We start from the raw sequence: 18,189 nt of genomic DNA on the forward strand, positions 1-18,189 counted from the left end.
GAACCTAACCGCTTAGAATTATATACCGGTCAGAGGATGAAACTTGCAGAACCCTTAATGGGGTATTGTTAATCGCAACGCACGAATTAACAACGGTTTTGCCGCAAATTTTACAGCCCCTTCCGGACGGAAGGGGCAATGGGGTTACTCTTCGCTGTCACCTGCGCTGGCGCGCAGCGGCGAGTCGATGTCGATTTTGTCGATTTTCTGCAGACCGCGCATCAGCGTCCCGCGACGACCGCGTTCGCCCGTCACCTTCTGCAGTTCTTCCGGACGCAGCTTAATCTTACGTTTACCCACGTGAATGGTCAGCGTGCTCTGCGGTGAAATGATGTACAGGTGTGCCAGGCCGTCAGCGCCCTTCGCCGCATCTGCAGACGGAATGCCGATTATCTTGTTGCCTTTCCCTTTCGAGAGCTGCGGCAAGTCACTGACCGGGAACATCAACATGCGGCCGGCCTGGGTAATCGCCAGCAGCATGTCGGACTCGTCTTCAATCACCAGCGGCGGCATGACCTGTGAGTTTTCCGGCAGCGTAATCAGCGTTTTACCCGCTCGATTTCGCGCCACCAGGTCGTTGAAGGTACAGACAAAACCGTAACCCGCATCAGAGGCCATCAGCAGTTTACGATCGTCATTTTCCATCAGCATATGTTCAACCGTTGCACCCGGTGGCAGCGTCAGCTTGCCGGTGAGCGGCTCGCCCTGCCCGCGTGCCGATGGCAACGAGACAGGATCGATGGCATAGCTGCGCCCTGTGGTGTCGACAAACACCACCGGCTGATTGCTCTTGCCTTTCGCGGAAGCTTTCCAGCTGTCGCCCGCTTTATAGCTCAGCCCTTTGGCGTCGATATCGTGGCCTTTAGCGCTACGCACCCAGCCCATCTGAGACAGCACGATGGTGACCGGCTCTGACGGCAGCATGTCGTGCTCGTTCATCGCCTTCGCTTCTTCGCGTTCATGCAGCGGAGAACGACGGTCGTCGCCGAAGGCTTCGGCATCAGCCTGCAGCTCTTTCTTCAGCAGGTTGTTCATCTTGCGCTCGGAAGCGAGCAGTGCCTGAATCTGATCGCGCTCTTTTTCCAGATCGTTTTGCTCACCGCGGATCTTCACCTCTTCCAGTTTGGCGAGGTGACGTAATTTCAGCTCGAGGATCGCTTCAGCCTGGGTTTCACTGATCCCAAAGCGAGACATCAGCACCGGCTTCGGCTCATCTTCCGTACGGATGATGTGGATCACTTCATCGATGTTGAGGAACGCCACCAGCAAACCTTCGAGGATATGCAGGCGTTTGAGCACTTTTTCGAGACGGAAATTCAGGCGGCGGCGCACCGTATCACGACGGAAGGCCAGCCACTCGGTCAGGATCTCCAGCAGGTTTTTCACCGACGGACGGTTATCCAGACCGATCATGTTCATGTTGATGCGGTAGCTTTTTTCCAGGTCGGTGGTGGCAAACAGGTGATTCATCACCTGTTCCATATCGACCCGGTTAGAGCGTGGCACGATAACCAGACGCGTTGGATTTTCGTGATCTGATTCGTCGCGCAGGTCGTCGACCATCGGCAGCTTTTTGTTGCGCATCTGAGCGGCGATTTGCTCCAGCACTTTCGCACCAGATACCTGGTGTGGCAGCGCGGTGATCACCACGGCTCCGTCTTCTTTCTTCCAGACCGCGCGCATACGCACGGAACCGCGACCGCTCTGGTAGATTTTGCGGATATCCGCGCGGGAGGTGATAATCTCCGCTTCCGTTGGATAATCCGGCCCCTGGACAATATCCAGCAGCTCATCCAGCGTGGTTTTCGGTTGTTCAATCAGGGTGATAGCGGCTTTGGCCACTTCGCGCACGTTATGCGGCGGAATGTCTGTCGCCATGCCCACGGCGATGCCGGTGGTGCCGTTCAGCAGAATGTTTGGCAGGCGCGCGGGCAGCATGCGCGGTTCCTGCATCGTGCCGTCAAAGTTCGGTACCCAGTCAACGGTGCCCTGACCCAGTTCGCCCAGCAGCACTTCGGCATACTTCGACAAACGGGATTCGGTGTAACGCATTGCTGCAAAGGATTTCGGATCATCCGGCGCACCCCAGTTCCCTTGACCGTCAACCAACGGGTAACGGTAAGAGAACGGCTGGGCCATCAGGACCATCGCCTCATAACAGGCGCTGTCACCGTGCGGGTGATATTTACCCAGCACGTCACCGACGGTACGGGCGGATTTTTTGAATTTGGCGCTGGCGCTCAGGCCAAGCTCGGACATTGCGTAAACAATACGACGCTGAACAGGCTTCAGTCCGTCACCAATAAACGGCAGCGCACGATCCATGATGACGTACATGGAGTAGTCGAGATAAGCCTTTTCCGTAAATTCATGTAGCGCAAGGCGCTCTGCCATATCGCTCATTAATGTGTCTTCCTCAATCTTTGCGCCGCACTGGGGTACAGACGGCAAGCATCGGGCGATAATACCCTATCTCGCGTGAGGAGTCACAGGGGGGCCGCCGGAGGCCCGGCGGCTTCTGTTATTTCAGGGGCAGGTAGATATCTGTCTGCAATTCATGCTCCGGAACATCGTGCACGAAATTAAGATAATGAAAGAAAGCAGGCGCATCGCGCAAAGTCTCGCCGCTGCCCGGTAGCCAGTCGCGAAACATCGCCCAGACGGTCTGCGAAAGAGTATCCAGTGAACCTGTATGACGCCCTACTGCATAGCATCCACCTTCAATTTCACCGTTGATGACGCCGAAATCGTTCGTCGGAATCGCTGCAGAAACGCTGCCGCAGATATCAAAACGAAAGGCTTCCGGCGGCGTAGTGGCCGGATCATCCCAGGCAATGCCGAACGTTTTGCTTTCGCGGACCGGTGACAGGCCCGTGCTTTTGCGCCATTCGATGAATTTCGCCGCGCTGGCGTTCACCAAATCCGGGCTGCCGCGATGTTGCAGCATGGCGACTTTGGTCTGTGGAAAATCAACCATCTTCACGTCCATCCTTTGTGGCTCCTGTGAGGCTATTTTCGGGACGCGCTGGTGCCAGTCGAGCCAGTCCGGCTGTTGTCGAAACTGACGAGGGCTTTTACCAAACGCGGTTTTGAAGGCACGGCTGAACGATTCCGGATTCTGAAACGAAGGAGCAGCGCCGCCGCGAACACGGCGGCACGGGGATTACTGGCTAACTTTACTGATTTGCTTCACGTCGATTTCAACGGAGTTCCAGTCTTTATCGACTTCGCCCTGAATTTCTACCACGTCCTGCGGGGTGACGGTAAGGCCGTTCCAGCGCTTGTGGTCAATATCGACATTAATGGTGCCAGTGGCATCTTTAAAGGTATAGCGATCGTCGGAGGTACGCTCAACCACATTCCCGCGCAGCGTCACCCATGCGTCATCACGCAGAGATTTGGCTTTTTCGACGGTGGTCACACTGCTGTTTGGCCCAACAAAACCGCCGGACTGCGTAGCGCCTGGGCCGGAAAAACCGCCCTGAGTGTTAGCGGCAAAAACCGGGGCTGACATCAACGCCGCAATGGCGGCAATCGCAAAAATCTTTTTCATCGTGAATCTCTCCCTTGAGTGGTGTCTGGTCCTTATTAAACCGTGCAGATCTTAACAACTTCTTAAGGAGAAAAAAGATTATTTATTGCTGTACAGCGCGGCGCGGCAAGGGTTTACTGACCGCAATACGGGCGCGTAAACAGGTGAAAGGATGCGAATTTTACTGGTAGAAGACGACAAACTCATTGGCGATGGTCTGAAAGCCGGGCTCATTAAAATGGGTTTTACGCTGGACTGGTTTACCCGCGGCGAAGAAGGAAAAGCCGCACTTTATACCGCGCCGTATGACGCCGTTATCCTTGATCTCACTTTGCCGGGTATCGACGGGCTGGACATTCTGCGTGAATGGCGCGCGGCGGGCCGCAAAGAACCCGTGCTGATTCTCACCGCTCGTGATGCGCTCGCCCAGCGTGTGGAAGGGCTTCGCCTTGGTGCTGATGATTACCTGTGTAAACCGTTCGCACTGATAGAAGTGGCCGCTCGTCTGGAAGCCCTGATTCGTCGCACTCACGGCCAGGCCAGTAATGCGCTGTGTCATGGGCCGGTCACGCTCAATCCTGACAGCCTGACGGCCTTCCTGAATGATGAAGCGTTATCCCTTAAACCCAAAGAGTTCGCACTGCTGGAACTGCTGATGCGCAATGCGGGTCGCGTGCTGCCGCGCAAGCTCATCGAAGAGAAGCTGTATAACTGGGATGATGAGGTGTCCAGTAACGCGGTGGAGGTCCACGTCCACCACCTGCGTCGTAAACTCGGCAGCCATTTTATCCGCACGGTACACGGTATCGGCTACACCCTGGGTGACCAATGAGATTTTTGCACCACATGAGCCTGCGTCTGCGCCTGACGCTGCTGTTTATCCTGCTGACGCTGGTCGCCTGGAGCTGCGCCAGCTTTATTGCCTGGCAACAGACCACCGATAAGCTCGACAAACTGTTCGATACCCAACAAATGCTGTTCGCCAAACGTCTGAGCGTGATGGACTTTGACGAACTGCACGTCACCACGCCTGCGCTGCGGACCAAAAAGAAAATCAAACACGGGCATCTGGACGACGACGCACTGGCCTTTGCGATTTATACCGTCGATGGGCGAATGGTGGTCAATGACGGCGATAATGGTCGGGACATTCCCTACCACTATCGTCGCGAAGGGTTTGACGATGGGCGGTTGAATAATGATGACGATGAATGGCGCTTTTTATGGGTGACCACTGCCGACGGGCGCTATCGTATCGTGGTCGGCCAGGAGTGGGATTATCGACAGGAAATGGCTCTGGATATCGTGACATCCCAGCTCACGCCGTGGCTGGTCGCGCTTCCTCTGATGGTGCTGCTGCTGATTGTGCTGCTTAGCCGTGAACTGGCGCCCTTGAAAAAACTCACCCGCACATTGCGCGAACGCTCGCCAGAATCTGATTCGCCACTGAGCACGTCCGGTGTGCCCGGGGAAGTTCGCCCGCTGGTCGACGCCCTGAATCAGCTTTTTACTCGCTCGCACGAAATGATGATGCGCGAGCGACGTTTTACCTCTGATGCCGCCCACGAGCTTCGCAGCCCGCTCACCGCGCTGAAAGTGCAAACCGAAGTCGCCCAGCTTTCAATGGACGATCCTGAAGGCCGCGAAAAAGCGCTCTCTCAGCTTCATTTCGGCATCGACAGAGCTGCACGCCTGGTGGATCAACTGCTGACCCTTTCGAGGCTGGATTCCCTGTCGCAGCTGGATGATGTGGAGCAAGTCTCGCTGGCAGATTTACTGCAATCCGCGGTGATGGATATTTACCATCCGGCGCAGCAGGCAGGTATTGAAGTCCGCCTGAACATTGTTGATGCGCAGGTCAGCCGCAAAGGCCAGCCGCTGTTGCTCAGCCTGCTGGTGCGCAATCTGCTTGATAACGCCGTTCGCTACAGCCCACGCGGCAGCACAGTGGATGTCACCCTTGAGACAAACCAGTTCACAGTTCGCGACAACGGTTCGGGCATAAGCCCAGAAGCGCTGGCCCGCATTGGCGAACGTTTTTACCGCCCGCCAGGGCAAGATGAACCCGGCAGCGGCCTTGGGTTGTCTATCGTGCGGCGCATCGCCTCGCTGCATCAACTGTCCGTGACGTTTGGCAACGCGCCTGAAGGCGGTTTCATCGCACACATTCGTTGGTAACGGGATTATTGCTCATACAGCAAAAGACTTTGCACATTTTGCGAATTTCACCGCTACGGTGTCGGCGTTACAATGGCAGACAAACTTAGTTTTCAGAGGTGTAACCATGAGCAAGATCCTGATTATCAACGGCGGTAAAAAATTCGGTCACTCCAACGGCCAGCTGAACGACACCATGACCGAGGTCGCGGACGGTTTCCTGCGCGACGCCGGGCATGAAGTCCGTGTTGTTCGCGCCGACAGTGACTATGACGTAAAAGCAGAAGTGCAGAACTTCCTGTGGGCGGATGCGGTTATCTGGCAAATGCCAGGCTGGTGGATGGGCGCGCCGTGGACCGTGAAAAAATACATCGATGATGTGTTCACTGAAGGTCACGGTTCCCTGTACGCCAGCGATGGCCGCACCCGTTCTGACGAGAGCAAAAAATACGGTTCCGGTGGCCTGATTCAGGGCAAAAAATACATGCTGTCCCTGACCTGGAACGCCCCAATGGAAGCCTTCACTGAGAAAGATCAGTTCTTCCACGGCGTGGGCGTTGATGGCGTTTATCTGCCTTTCCACAAAGCCAATCAGTTCCTGGGGATGGAAGCGCTGCCAACCTTTATCACCAATGACGTGATCAAAATGCCTGACGTGCCGCGTTATGTAGCAGAATATCGCAAGCATCTTGGCGAGATTTTTGGTTAACTGAGGGTCTGAACACAAGGAGCGCTTGAACTATGTTAACTGTGATTGCTGAAATTCGTACCCGTCCGGGCCAGCACCATCGTCAGGCTGTACTGGATGAGTTCGCAAAAATTATCCCTACCGTTTTGCAGGAAGAAGGTTGCCATGGCTACGCGCCAATGGTCGATCACGCCGCGGGCGTGAGTTTCCAGACCACCGCCCCGGACTCCATCGTGATGGTGGAACTGTGGGAAACCGTGGCCCATCTGGAAGCCCACCTGCAAACCGCGCACATGAAAGCGTGGAGTGAAGCGGTGAAAGGCAACGTTCTGGAAAGCCACATCCGTATTCTGGAACAAGGCGTTTAATTCCCCCTTCTCAGTAACCCGGTGACGCTTTGTTTACCGGGTTTATTCTGCCCTTCAAGCCGGAGACGCCTCGTTCGCGTTATCCGGCTTTTTGTTGGATGGTGATAACTGGAATGAGATGCGGAGTGGTGCGTTAGGGTCGGGTTTGGGCGGAAGCGGACGTTAGCTGGTAACTCAAAGCTGGCATGGTTTCGCTGCTCTTGCGTAGATGTGTTGCATTTATTTGCGACATTCCGCAGGAGTAGCGGAACTATGAAAAAACAGCAATTGGTGCTCTTATCCCTTAGCACTGTAATGAATAATTCTGGTAGAATGAGTGACCATTTAACGGAAAAACAATCAGATGATTTCTTATCTATCCGATGAATTTGAGGAATTTCCGCAGGGAGTTTTTTTTAATCATCTCTATAGGTTTTCGGTAGACCATCATCATTTTATCGTGATATTTAGCCCCATTGATATCAGCGATGCGGAGTACCATCAATACCGTAGCGAGGAAGTTGGATTTGATGTCCCAACTAATTGTTTTGATGTGAAATTTGATAGACAAGAAAACTTTGATAGTGGTAATTTTTACACGCCCCCCGCGCCAGCTGAATGCTCCAGGCGCAGACGCTTTACTGATGAACTAGCAGAGGCGTTAGCGACGATTATTGAAAAGCATTACATCATCTATCAGGCCAGGGCTTATCTTGCCACAGCAGAGAATGACAAGTTGAAGCGTTACTACGACCGGATTTTACAAGATGCCCCGGCTAATGTAGTATATAGAGTAATCAAAGATGTTGGAGAGGAGGAACGAGGTTATGCCATACAAACCAAATGTTTCCGAACTTAAGAAAATGACTGTTGCAGAGCGCAAGAAAGAAGCTATGCGCCAGCTTAAAGCATCCTTTGAGCGTGCCAGCAGAGAAGGAACTTTACATAAACGTTCCGCAAAGTCTGTTGCGTGATGAAAGATTTCTATGACCCGCTGCGGCGGGTTTTTTTATGCCCTCAGAAAATCCCCCCTGACCTGCCCCAAAGATTAGATACAACCTTCAGGTTAGTAGGGTTGGTTGGCTGTGAAAATAATTGCAAACTTCCGCTTTTCGCTCAAAGCAGACCAAACCCATTGATTCAAATGATGTAACCAACCCAGCACGATTACATTCCCAAACGAGATCTTCCTTCCGGAAATACCCCTTGTTGCTGTCTGGTTATCGCAGTATTCTCCCTCTCGCACCTGCCAAATCAGATGCCGGGCTTGGCCTCCTGAAAAACTTAGTGACGACACTGTAGCGCGCATGCGCTGTGGTATTTTTCTGTCACTTAGTGGAGGTTGCCCTTATGGCATTAACCCTCGAAACGAACGCCGATGTACTTACCCTTCCTTTTAGCGCCGCAACTGACTTTACCGATCTGGCAGACTACTGCGACCGCTTTGCTGAAATTCTGATTGAATGCGACGACACTACGCAAAATCTGGCGCTGTTAGGCAGGCTCAGTGCGTGCCTGGCCCTGCTTCGTCCAACGTTGAACGAGCCAATTCCTCAGCATTTAATTAAACGCTTTACCGTAGAAGAGCTTCTCGATGAACCGCAACGATTTGAGCCAGATGCCGAAGTGCTGTGCGATTACTGCCAGACGTTGGCGCAGTTGCTGTGCGGACACTCGCTGCCGCCGGAAAGTGCAAAAGTGTTAAAAGGCTTGTTGTGTGAACTGGTGTGGATGTTTGCCGGGGATTTGAAAGCGCCGCGCTGGGCAGGAAGTGCAGTTTCACACTAAAAGGCATTGCCCGGTGGCGCTGGCGCTTACCGGGCTTTTTTATCGAGGGGATTACTTCTTCTTGTTCAGCATCGCTTTTAAATCGGCGAAAGGGTTGTAGGTGGCTTCGCCGACGTCTTTTTGCGCATCTTCCCCTGCAACAACCGTGGTGCCGTACTGGTCCGCTTCGGTGTATTTCGAGTGTTCGTGGTCGTGACAATACAGGCACAACAATTCCCAGTTACTGCCGTCTTCGGGGTTGTTGGTGTGATCATGGTCGATGTGGTGAACCGTTAATTCACGCAGGTTCGAATACACAAATTCACGCGAGCAGCGTCCGCAGACCCACGGATAAATTTTCAGTGCTTTCTCGCGGTAACCGCTTTCCAGCCGGGTATAGTTTTTTGGAATCAGGGCCATGATGGTTATCTCAATTTACTAAGCGGAAGCGCCGGGTGACGCTGCGCTAACCCGGCCTACAAAAGAGTAGGCCCGTGCAAACGAAGTGCCGCCGGGCAATCGACGGCACGGCAAATCAGGCTTCCAGATCCGCCATATCGCCTTTTTCCTGCAGCCAGTTACGGCGGTCTTCAGAACGCTTTTTAGCAAGCAGCATGTCCATCACCGCGTCCGTCTGCTGATCGGCATCATCATCGATGAACAGCTGAACCAGGCGGCGAGTATTCGGATCGAGCGTGGTTTCACGCAGCTGCAGCGGGTTCATTTCACCCAGGCCTTTAAAGCGCTGCACGTTCGGCTTACCTTTCTTACGCTTAAGCTGATCCAGAACGCCTTCTTTTTCCTGCTCGTCGAGCGCGTAATAGACCTCTTTGCCGAGATCGATACGGTACAGCGGCGGCATGGCAACGTAGACGTGTCCGGCTTTCACCACATGACGGAAATGTTTGACGAACAGGGCGCACAGCAGCGTGGCGATGTGCAGACCATCGGAGTCCGCATCCGCGAGGATGCAGATCTTGCCGTAACGCAGCTGGCTCAGATCGTCGCTGTCCGGATCGATGCCAATCGCTACAGAGATATCGTGCACTTCCTGGGAGGCCAACACTTCATCGGACGACACTTCCCAGGTGTTGAGGATCTTACCTTTCAACGGCATGATCGCCTGATATTCACGATCGCGCGCCTGTTTGGCAGAACCGCCCGCCGAGTCCCCTTCCACCAGGAAAAGTTCGGTGCGATTGAGATCCTGCGCGGTGCAATCCGCCAGTTTGCCGGGCAGCGCCGGGCCACTGGTCAGTTTCTTACGCACCACTTTCTTGGCGGCACGTAAACGACGCTGAGCGCTGGAAATCGCCATTTCGGCCAGCATTTCTGCGGCCTGCACGTTCTGGTTCAGCCACAAGCTGAAGGCATCTTTCACCACGCCAGAAACAAAGGCCGCGCACTGACGCGAAGAAAGACGTTCTTTGGTTTGACCTGCGAACTGCGGATCCTGCATTTTCACCGACAGCACGTAGGCACAGCGATCCCAGATATCTTCCGCCGACAGCTTCACGCCGCGCGGCAGAATATTGCGGTATTCGCAGAACTCACGCATCGCATCGAGAAGGCCCTGACGCAGGCCGTTCACGTGGGTGCCGCCTTGCATCGTCGGGATCAGGTTGACGTAACTTTCGGTCAGCAGTTCTCCCCCTTCCGGCAGCCACAGCAGCGCCCAGTCTACCGCTTCGGTGTCGCCGGCAAAGCTGCCGACAAACGGTTTTTCTGGCAGCAGCGGCAGGCCGTTTACAGCTTCGCACAGATAGTCGTTCAGACCATCCGCATAACACCAGGTTTGTTCGCTGTTATTGACCTTGTCTTTAAAGACGATTTCTACGCCCGGGCACAGAACGGCCTTGGCTTTCAGCAGGTGCGTGAGACGTGAAACAGAGAAACGCGGGCTGTCGAAGAAGCTTTCATCCGGCCAGAAGTGAACGCTGGTTCCGGTGTTACGTTTACCGACGGTGCCGGTGACGTGTAAATCTTCCACCTTGTCGCCGTTTTCAAACGCCATGGTGTAAATCTGACCGTCGCGACGCACGTTAACTTCCACGCGTTTTGACAGGGCGTTGACCACCGAAATCCCCACACCGTGCAAACCGCCGGAGAACTGGTAGTTTTTGTTGGAGAATTTACCGCCCGCATGCAGCCGACAGAGGATCAGTTCTATGGCCGGGACGCCCTCTTCCGGGTGAATGTCCACAGGCATGCCGCGTCCGTCGTCGACAACTTCCAGCGACTGGTCAGCATGTAAGATAACTTCCACACGTTTAGCGTGGCCCGCCAGCGCCTCATCCACACTGTTATCAATAACTTCCTGACCTAAGTGGTTAGGACGTGTGGTATCGGTGTACATCCCCGGGCGGCGGCGAACTGGCTCAAGCCCGGTGAGTACCTCAATGGCATCAGCATTATAAGAAGATTGCGTCATGGTATGTTCACGAATTGTACGGGCTGTTTAACGCAGCCCTAAGAAATCGATAATCTGTGTGAAATGATCTTCAAAGCCGATAAATGCATGATTACCGCCTTCCTCAACCGTTTGACGGCAGGAGGTGAAGTAGTCCACAGCCTGGCGGTAATCAAGCACTTCATCACCCGCCTGCTGCAATAACCAGATAAGATCCGGTGCTTCAAGCGGGTCAATTTGCATCACTTTCAGATCGTAAATATGACGTGACTCTAGCACATATTGCTGCCCGGTGTAGGGATTCTCGTTATGCCCGAGGTAGCCTGTTAGTAGCTCAAATGGACGTACTGCAGGGTTGACAACGACAGCTGGCAACATAAAGCATTGTGACAGCCAGGTGGCGTAATAGCCGCCCAGCGAAGACCCCACAATCCCCAGCGGCTCGCCGCCGTGTTGCAGGACCAGTTTCTCCAGCAGCTCTGCCGCTTCCGCCGGAAATGCCGGAAGCTGCGGAATGACCATCTCGATGTCAGGATGGTGTTCCGCGAGCCACGTTTTCATGGCCGTGGCCTTGGCAGAACGCGGTGAGCTGTTAAAGCCGTGGAGATAAAGAAGCGTAGACATCAGTATCCTTCTGAAGCGGTGTCCGGGCGGAACTGCGAGCCATCGAGGCGGCACACCTCGGTGGTCAATGTGCCATCGGCATGCAGTTCCAGCCAGCGCCAACCCGGCGCAATAGTATCAAGCGTAAAGTTCGCACAGTGCGGTTTGAACTGAACGCAGGTAGACGGAGTAGCCATCATGCGACGCCCATTCCAGTCGACATCCATCTCCTGATGAATATGACCGCAAAGCAGGTTTTTCACCCGCGGGAAGCGCATTAACACACGATCCAGCGCCCCGGCATTACGCAAACTGTGTTGATCCAGCCAGCTGCATCCCGCCGGAAGAGGATGATGGTGCAGCAGTAACAGCGTGCTGCGCTCCGGGGATTCTGTCAGTCGTTGCTCCAGCCAGTCGAGCTGAAATTCGCTTAGCTCGCCGTGGGGGACACCAAACACCTGGCTGTCGAGCATCAGAATTTGCCAGTGCTCACCGGCAATGACCCGTTTAGCTGGAGAAATTCCTGCATCCTGCAATGCGCTGTACATGGCAGGCTGAAAATCGTGGTTGCCGGGCAACCAGACGCAGGGCGCAGCAAAGCTCGCGATGCCTTCAGCAAAATGCTGATAAGCCGCGGACGAATGATCCTGTGCTAAATCCCCTGTGGCGACAACGAGATCGCACTCACGTTGCGAGGCGCGGATGGCCGCCAGAACCGCCTGATAGCTTTCCCAGGTGTTCACCCCTAACAACGTTTCATGTTTTTCAGCAAACAGGTGAGTATCAGTAATTTGTAAGACTCTGACCCTGGCCCCACCAGCCAGAGAGAGATTTAACAGGCTTTCCAAATGGTGTCCTTAGGTTTCACGACGCTAACAAACCGGAATCGCCATTGCTCCATGTGCTAAACAGTACCTCAGCCAGTCGGCTAAAAACTGGTTAATTTGATGCTTTTCGTCGCGTTGATGCAACTTTTTATTCGGGTAATCATACCGTGCTTTAAAGCGATGGATCTGCTGGCTCGAACACACTTCAGCCACCATCGCATCGTGGTAAAGCCGCACCGACATTGACGGCAGGCTCCAGTAACTGATGGCCGGAACCGTCTGCTCGATGTCCACCAGGGTAGTGTAGCGGGTCGATTCCCTTATCGTTAATCGGTATTGTGCGTTGGTTACCTGATAGCTCACTGTTTCGCCGGGTGCGTCAGTGCGAGGCAACAGGCGGCGTAGCTGCGCGAAATTGGTTTCGCACAGGCGCATCATTTCAGGGAAGTCAGGTGTATAGCGCTTCATGTTGTCCACTCGTTTCGTAATGCCTGATAATGCAATTGCAGCCATTGCAGGGCGATGACAGAGGCTGCGTTATCGATTTTCCCCTCTTCTACCCAACGGTACGCCTGTTCCCTGCTTACCACATGAACCCGGATATCTTCGAGTTCCTCAGCCAGACCGTGAATACCGTGTGCGGTCGTGGCGTCCACTTCACCCACCAGAATGGTTAAGCGCTCGCTGGTGCCACCCGGGCTTGCCAGGTAGCTCAGCATGTTTTTGACTCGCCCGACTTGCAGCCCGGCCTCTTCAACGGCTTCCCGGCGAGCCACATCTTCCGGGCTTTCGCCCTCTTCTATCATCCCGGCGACCATTTCCAGCAACCACGGGCTTTCGCTTGAGTCATACGCCGCGATACGAATCTGTTCAACCAGCACCACTTCATCACGCACTGGGTCAAAGGGTAGCAAGACAGCGGCGTGCCCGCGCTCAAAAATTTCACGACGCACTTCACCGCTCATCTCACCGTTAAACAATCGGTGACGAAAACGGTACAGATCTATCGAAAAAAAACCGCGATAAAGCGTTTCACGTGCAATAATTTCTACATCATTTTTGGCGTAGGTTACGCCAGACGCGTGCTTCCTGGTCATCATCGTTTTCCTGATGTTTGGGTGATGAAATTAGGGATTTCGGGTCAGTTTGACTACTGTTTTAATTATGCTGTGGTAGATTGGTGCAAATTAACGCCAGATGGCACGTTACGCCAACTTTTTACGCGGTCGGACTCTGGTACAATCGACGAATCTTTTTGAATTAGATCAGCGCTAAATGCTTCACAACAAGGAATGCAAATGAAGAAATTGCTCCCCATCCTTATCGGCTTGAGCCTTGCAGGGTTCAGTGCTATGAGCCAGGCGGAAAACCTGTTACAGGTTTATCAGCAGGCACGTTTGAGTAACCCGGACCTGCGTAAATCCGCCGCCGATCGTGATGCTGCATTCGAGAAAATTAACGAAGCACGCAGTCCTTTACTGCCACAGCTCGGCTTAGGTGCAGATTACACCTACACAAACGGTTATAAAGATAGCAACGGTATCAATTCCAACGCAACCAGCGCCGCACTGACCTTAACGCAGACCATTTTCGATATGTCGAAATGGCGTGCCCTGACGCTGCAGGAAAAAACCGCAGGCATCCAGGACGTCAGCTATCAGACCGATCAGCAGACGCTGATCCTGAATACCGCCACCGCGTACTTCAACGTGCTGAACGCCATTGACTCGCTGTCCTTCACCGAAGCGCAGAAACAGGCTGTTTACCGTCAGTTGGATCAAACCACTCAGCGCTTTAACGTCGGCCTGGTGGCTATCACTGACGTACAGAACGCCCGTTCACAGTACGACACCGTGCTGGCGAATGAAGTCACTGCCCGTAACAACCTCGATAACGCGGTTGAGCAACTGCGTCAGATTACCGGCAACTTCTACCCGCAACTGGCTTCGCTGAATGTCGGTACCTTTGAAACAGACAAACCACAAACGGTCAATGCGCTGCTGAAAGAAGCAGAAAATCGCAACCTCGCATTGTTGCAGGCACGTCTGAGCCAGGATCTGGCGCGTGAGCAGATTCGCTATGCGGAAACGGGCCACATGCCAACCGTCGGCCTGACAGCTTCTACCGGTGTCACCGACACCAAGTACGACGGCAGCAACGCGACCAGCAGTCAGTATACCGACCGTAACATCGGACAGAATCAGATTGGCCTGAACTTCAGCCTGCCGCTGTACAGCGGTGGCTCCGTCACCTCTCAGGTGAAACAAGCTCAGTACAACTTTGTTGGCGCCAGCGAGCAGCTGGAAAGTGCGCACCGCAGCGTCGTTCAGACCGTGCGTTCTTCCTTTAATAACATCAACGCCTCCATCAGCAGCATCAACGCTTATAAACAAGCCGTTGTCTCTGCGCAGAGCTCTTTGGATGCGTCTGAAGCCGGTTACCAGGTCGGTACCCGTACTATCGTTGATGTGCTGAATGCGACCTCTACACTGTATGAAGCAAAACAGAGTCTTTCTAACGCTCGCTATAGCTATCTGATCAACCAGCTGAACATCAAATCAGCGCTGGGCACGCTGAACGAGAACGATCTGATGGCGCTCAACGGTGCGCTCGGAAAAGAAGTGCCGACCTCACCAGAAACTGTCGCGCCGGAAAACGCGCAACAGGACGCAAGTGCTGATGGCTACAACGGCAATGACGCGAGTATGGCCCCAGCGGCACAGCCTGCGTCTGCACGTACAACTTCCAGCACCAGCAGCAAAGGCTCCAACCCGTTCAAAAATTGATTCGGGCTTATCCGGCGGCGCTGTCCGCCGGATATCACTTCCTGCTCCGTTGGCGTTGATGCTGTAAACGTAAGTCAACGTAAAGATCCCCTCCTCCTGACTCACATCGCTTCAATTTCAACCACTCATCCACTATTCTGGGCACTACCACTGGGTCCAGGATGAAAAACAATGAAACGGACAAAATCCATTAATCACGCTTCGTTCCGCAAGAACTGGGGCGCACGCCATTTGACGCCAGTTGCGCTGGCTGTTACCGCCGTTTTTATGCTCTCGGGCTGTGAAAAAACGGATGAAACGGTGTCGATGTATCAAAACGCCGACGACTGCTCCAGCGCAAACCCAGGCAAAAGTGCTGAATGTACTGCCTCCTACAATAACGCGCTGAAAGAAGCCGAGCGCACCGCGCCAAAATATGCCAGCCGTGAAGACTGCGTCGCAGAATTCGGTGAAGGCCAGTGCCAGCAGGCACCGGCTCAGGCAGGCATGGCCCCTGAAAACCAGGCACAAGCGCAAAGCGGTGGCGGCAGCTTCTGGATGCCACTGATGGCGGGCTACATGATGGGCCGTATGATGAGCGGCGGAATGCAGCAACAGCCGCTGTTCAGCTCGAAAAACCCGGCAAGCCCGGCTTACGGCCAGTACACCGATGCCAGCGGTAAAGGGTATGGCGCAGCCCAGCCAGGCCGTACCATGAACGTGCCGAAAACCGCGATGGCCCCTAAACCTGCTACCACCAGCACTGTCACCCGTGGTGGTTTTGGTGAGTCAGTTGCTAAGCAATCCACCCTGCAGCGTAGCGCTTCTGGTACCTCTTCTCGCTCCATGGGCGGCTAACAACCATGGAAAGAGTCAGCATTGTTGAGCGCCCTGACTGGCGCGAAAAAGCCACAGAGTATGGCTTCAACTTCCACACCATGTACGGCGAACCGTACTGGTGTGAAGATGCCTACTACCAGCTCACGCTCGCTCAGGTCGATAAGCTCGAAGAAGTCACAGCGGAGCTGCATCAGATGTGCCTCAAAGTGGTGGAGCGTGTGGTCGCCAGCGATGAGCTGATGGCCAAATTCCGCATTCCAAAGCACACATGGGGCTTTGTACGTCAGTCATGGGCTAGCCGTCAGCCTTCACTCTACTCACGCCTCGACCTGGCGTGGGACGGGAAAGGTGAACCTAAGTTACTGGAAAATAACGCCGATACGCCAACGTCACTGTATGAAGCGGCCTTCTTCCAGTGGATCTGGCTGGAAGATCAGCAGAATACGGGCCAGCTTCCGGCCAACAGCGACCAGTTCAATAGCCTGCAGGAAAAACTGATCGAGCGTTTCGCCGAACTGCGCGAACAGCACGGTTTTAACCTGCTGCACTTTGCCTGCTGTCGGGACACCGTGGAAGATCGCGGTACCGTGCAATATCTGCAGGACTGCGCCAATGAAGCGGGCGTCGCCAGCGAGTTCCTCTATATGGAAGACATCGGGCTTGGCGAAAAAGGCCAGTTCACCGATGTGCAGGATCAGGTTATCAGTAACCTGTTCAAGCTCTATCCGTGGGAATACATGCTGCGCGAAATGTTCTCCACCAAGCTGGAAGACGCTGGCGTACGTTGGCTGGAACCGGCCTGGAAGAGCATCATTTCCAACAAAGCGCTGTTACCGATGCTGTGGGAAATGTTCCCGGATCACCCGAATCTGCTGCCGGCCTATTTTGCTGAAGACAGCTATCCAGAAATGGAAAAGTACGTAATGAAGCCGATCTTCTCCCGTGAAGGCGCTAACGTCTCCATTGTTGAGAACGGTAAAGTGCTGGAAGCAGTAGAAGGGCCCTACGGCGAAGAAGGGATGATCGTCCAGCAGTTCTGCGAACTGCCAAAGTTTGGCGACAGCTATACGCTGATCGGCAGCTGGCTTATCAACGATCAACCCGCCGGGATCGGCATTCGAGAAGACCGTGCGTTGATCACTCAGGATCTGTCACGCTTCTATCCGCATATTTTTGTGGAGTGATATTTCAGGACTGCCCGGCGGCACGTTGTTTGCCGGGCCTACGGCTTGATTTTGTAGGCCCGGTAAGCGCAGCGCCACCGGGCAATTTAGCGATTAACCCACCAGAACCGACAACATACTCAAACTGCCCATTTCGATGCCATCAGTCGGCAGCGTAATTGGCTCTTCTCCATCCCACGCGCCTAATGCATACAACAACGGAAGATAGTGATCGGCCGTTGGGTTAGACAACGCGCCGCCTTCGTGATCAAGGTAATTCACTAACGGATGTTCTTCCGCCGGGCCTTGCCACGTCAGGTTGTCTTTCACAAATTCATTGAACGATGTCGCCCACGGATAAGGTGTGTTTTCACCATGCCAGCGCGCTGTTCGCAGGTTATGAACCACGTTACCGCTTGCCACCAGCATAATGCCTTCATCACGCAGTGCCGCCAGCTTGCGCCCCATTTCGAGATGCCAGACAGCGGGCTTGGTGCTGTCGATGCTGAGCTGTACCATCGGGATATCGGCATTCGGGTACATCTTGATCAGCACCCCCCACGAACCGTGGTCAAAGCCCCACGCCTCTTTGTCCAGCGCAACCGGCACTGGCGCGAGCAGTTCAACCAGGCGCTGTGCCAGTTCAGGAGATCCTGGGGCCGGGTAATGCGTATCGTAAAGCGCCTGCGGGAAACCACCGAAGTCGTGAATTGTTTTCGGGGCTTCCATCGCCGTCACGCCTGTCCCGCGAGTAAACCAGTGCGCGGAAATCGCCACAATCGCTTTAGGGCGCGGCAGTGTTTCTCCCAACGTCTGCCAGGCACGAGTGTACACGTTATCTTCCAGCACGTTCATCGGGCTACCGTGACCTAAAAACAGTGCTGGCATACGGGAAGAAGACATGATGATATCCTTACAGGAACAGTCGATTTGATAGGTCTACATTACGCGTTTTCTGTCAGGGATGAACTCAGATAAGCATGATGAAGATCATCAGGAAATTTGAATGTAAGGACACGTAAAAGCGTCACGGCGCACTCGCTTTCTTGCCGTGCTCACTTTACTATAAATGATAATCATTATCATACAG

The 18,189-nt window shown here is 54.0% G+C and carries 19 protein-coding genes and 1 pseudogene; 10 read left to right on the forward strand and 10 right to left on the reverse strand.

Annotated features, from left to right (window positions below; translation table 11 throughout):
* Positions 1–144: 144 nt before the first annotated feature.
* The 3 genes and pseudogenes from parC to ACLW56_RS16975 all read right to left on the reverse strand — a co-directional run bounded on the left by parC (position 145) and on the right by ACLW56_RS16975 (position 3,553).
* Positions 145–2,403: a DNA topoisomerase IV subunit A gene (gene parC, locus ACLW56_RS16965; RefSeq protein WP_330984914.1), complete on the reverse strand. Its 2,259-nt coding sequence runs from the start codon at positions 2,401–2,403 to the stop codon at positions 145–147.
* A 118-nt stretch (positions 2,404–2,521) separates the two neighbouring features.
* Positions 2,522–3,177: pseudogene (locus ACLW56_RS16970) on the reverse strand (AraC family transcriptional regulator); the annotation flags it as partial.
* Complete coding sequence (locus ACLW56_RS16975; RefSeq protein ID WP_330984915.1) at positions 3,164–3,553, reverse strand: YgiW/YdeI family stress tolerance OB fold protein; 390 nt, start codon at positions 3,551–3,553, stop codon at positions 3,164–3,166. The gene ACLW56_RS16975 and the pseudogene ACLW56_RS16970, both read right to left, overlap by 14 nt.
* 151 nt (positions 3,554–3,704) lie before the next feature.
* Between ACLW56_RS16975 and qseB the strand changes: the two genes are divergently transcribed.
* The 7 genes from qseB (at position 3,705) to ACLW56_RS17010 (ending at position 8,512) form a co-directional block, all read left to right on the forward strand.
* Positions 3,705–4,364, forward strand: a complete 660-nt coding sequence (gene qseB, locus ACLW56_RS16980; protein ID WP_330984916.1) for a quorum sensing response regulator transcription factor QseB — start codon at positions 3,705–3,707, stop codon at positions 4,362–4,364.
* The gene (qseC, locus tag ACLW56_RS16985) at positions 4,361–5,710 is read left to right on the forward strand and encodes a quorum sensing histidine kinase QseC (RefSeq protein ID WP_330984917.1); all 1,350 of its coding nucleotides are present in this window, start codon (positions 4,361–4,363) and stop codon (positions 5,708–5,710) included. Before qseB ends, qseC begins: the two co-directional genes overlap by 4 nt.
* Before the next feature lie 106 nt (positions 5,711–5,816).
* Positions 5,817–6,398 carry an NAD(P)H-dependent oxidoreductase gene (locus ACLW56_RS16990; protein WP_330984918.1) on the forward strand — a complete coding sequence of 194 codons (582 nt, stop codon included), beginning with the start codon at positions 5,817–5,819 and terminating at the stop codon, positions 6,396–6,398.
* 32 nt (positions 6,399–6,430) lie between these two features.
* Positions 6,431–6,745 (forward strand): putative quinol monooxygenase, encoded by a 315-nt coding sequence (locus tag ACLW56_RS16995; RefSeq protein ID WP_330984919.1) that lies wholly within the window; start codon positions 6,431–6,433, stop codon positions 6,743–6,745.
* Positions 6,746–7,088: 343 nt separating this feature from the next.
* Positions 7,089–7,583: a hypothetical protein gene (locus tag ACLW56_RS17000; RefSeq protein WP_330984920.1), complete on the forward strand. Its 495-nt coding sequence runs from the start codon at positions 7,089–7,091 to the stop codon at positions 7,581–7,583.
* A complete protein-coding gene (locus ACLW56_RS17005) occupies positions 7,552–7,698 on the forward strand; it encodes a hypothetical protein (protein WP_167370529.1) in 147 nt (48 codons plus the stop codon). Before ACLW56_RS17000 ends, ACLW56_RS17005 begins: the two co-directional genes overlap by 32 nt.
* Positions 7,699–8,074: 376 nt before the next feature.
* Positions 8,075–8,512 carry a hypothetical protein gene (locus tag ACLW56_RS17010; protein ID WP_330984921.1) on the forward strand — a complete coding sequence of 146 codons (438 nt, stop codon included), beginning with the start codon at positions 8,075–8,077 and terminating at the stop codon, positions 8,510–8,512.
* A 51-nt stretch (positions 8,513–8,563) separates the two neighbouring features.
* Here ACLW56_RS17010 and yajD read toward each other — a convergent pair whose 3' ends face one another.
* The 6 genes from yajD to nudF all read right to left on the reverse strand — a co-directional run bounded on the left by yajD (position 8,564) and on the right by nudF (position 13,428).
* Entirely contained in the window at positions 8,564–8,911 is a 348-nt protein-coding gene (yajD, locus tag ACLW56_RS17015; protein ID WP_008106321.1) for an HNH nuclease YajD, read from the reverse strand.
* Between the two features lie 115 nt (positions 8,912–9,026).
* The gene (parE, locus tag ACLW56_RS17020; protein ID WP_330984922.1) at positions 9,027–10,922 is read right to left on the reverse strand and encodes a DNA topoisomerase IV subunit B; all 1,896 of its coding nucleotides are present in this window, start codon (positions 10,920–10,922) and stop codon (positions 9,027–9,029) included.
* Positions 10,923–10,949: 27 nt separating this feature from the next.
* Complete coding sequence (gene yqiA, locus ACLW56_RS17025; protein ID WP_330984923.1) at positions 10,950–11,525, reverse strand: esterase YqiA; 576 nt, start codon at positions 11,523–11,525, stop codon at positions 10,950–10,952.
* Positions 11,525–12,352, reverse strand: a complete 828-nt coding sequence (cpdA, locus tag ACLW56_RS17030) for a 3',5'-cyclic-AMP phosphodiesterase (protein ID WP_330984924.1) — start codon at positions 12,350–12,352, stop codon at positions 11,525–11,527. The genes yqiA and cpdA overlap by 1 nt, the downstream gene beginning before the upstream one ends.
* Before the next feature lie 24 nt (positions 12,353–12,376).
* Positions 12,377–12,799 carry a DUF1249 family protein gene (locus tag ACLW56_RS17035; RefSeq protein ID WP_330984925.1) on the reverse strand — a complete coding sequence of 141 codons (423 nt, stop codon included), beginning with the start codon at positions 12,797–12,799 and terminating at the stop codon, positions 12,377–12,379.
* On the reverse strand, positions 12,796–13,428 hold the full coding sequence (nudF, locus tag ACLW56_RS17040; protein WP_330984926.1) for an ADP-ribose diphosphatase: 633 nt from the start codon (positions 13,426–13,428) through the stop codon (positions 12,796–12,798). The genes ACLW56_RS17035 and nudF overlap by 4 nt, the downstream gene beginning before the upstream one ends.
* Positions 13,429–13,629: 201 nt before the next feature.
* Here nudF and tolC point away from each other — a divergent pair, with 201 nt between their 5' ends.
* The 3 genes from tolC (at position 13,630) to ACLW56_RS17055 (ending at position 17,120) form a co-directional block, all read left to right on the forward strand.
* Positions 13,630–15,117, forward strand: coding sequence for an outer membrane channel protein TolC (tolC, locus tag ACLW56_RS17045; RefSeq protein ID WP_330984927.1), 1,488 nt, complete (start codon positions 13,630–13,632; stop codon positions 15,115–15,117).
* Between the two features lie 171 nt (positions 15,118–15,288).
* Positions 15,289–15,954 carry a DUF1190 family protein gene (locus ACLW56_RS17050; RefSeq protein WP_330984928.1) on the forward strand — a complete coding sequence of 222 codons (666 nt, stop codon included), beginning with the start codon at positions 15,289–15,291 and terminating at the stop codon, positions 15,952–15,954.
* A gap of 5 nt (positions 15,955–15,959) precedes the next feature.
* Positions 15,960–17,120 (forward strand): glutathionylspermidine synthase family protein, encoded by a 1,161-nt coding sequence (locus ACLW56_RS17055; protein ID WP_330984929.1) that lies wholly within the window; start codon positions 15,960–15,962, stop codon positions 17,118–17,120.
* A 93-nt stretch (positions 17,121–17,213) separates the two neighbouring features.
* On the opposite strand, the gene ygiD is transcribed toward ACLW56_RS17055, so the two are convergent.
* Positions 17,214–18,002: a 4,5-DOPA dioxygenase extradiol gene (ygiD, locus tag ACLW56_RS17060; RefSeq protein WP_330984930.1), complete on the reverse strand. Its 789-nt coding sequence runs from the start codon at positions 18,000–18,002 to the stop codon at positions 17,214–17,216.
* Between the last annotated feature and the right edge of the window lie 187 nt (positions 18,003–18,189).

Source organism: Pantoea sp. sgz302252, assembly GCF_047713085.1.
Classification (GTDB): Bacteria; Pseudomonadota; Gammaproteobacteria; order Enterobacterales; family Enterobacteriaceae; genus Scandinavium.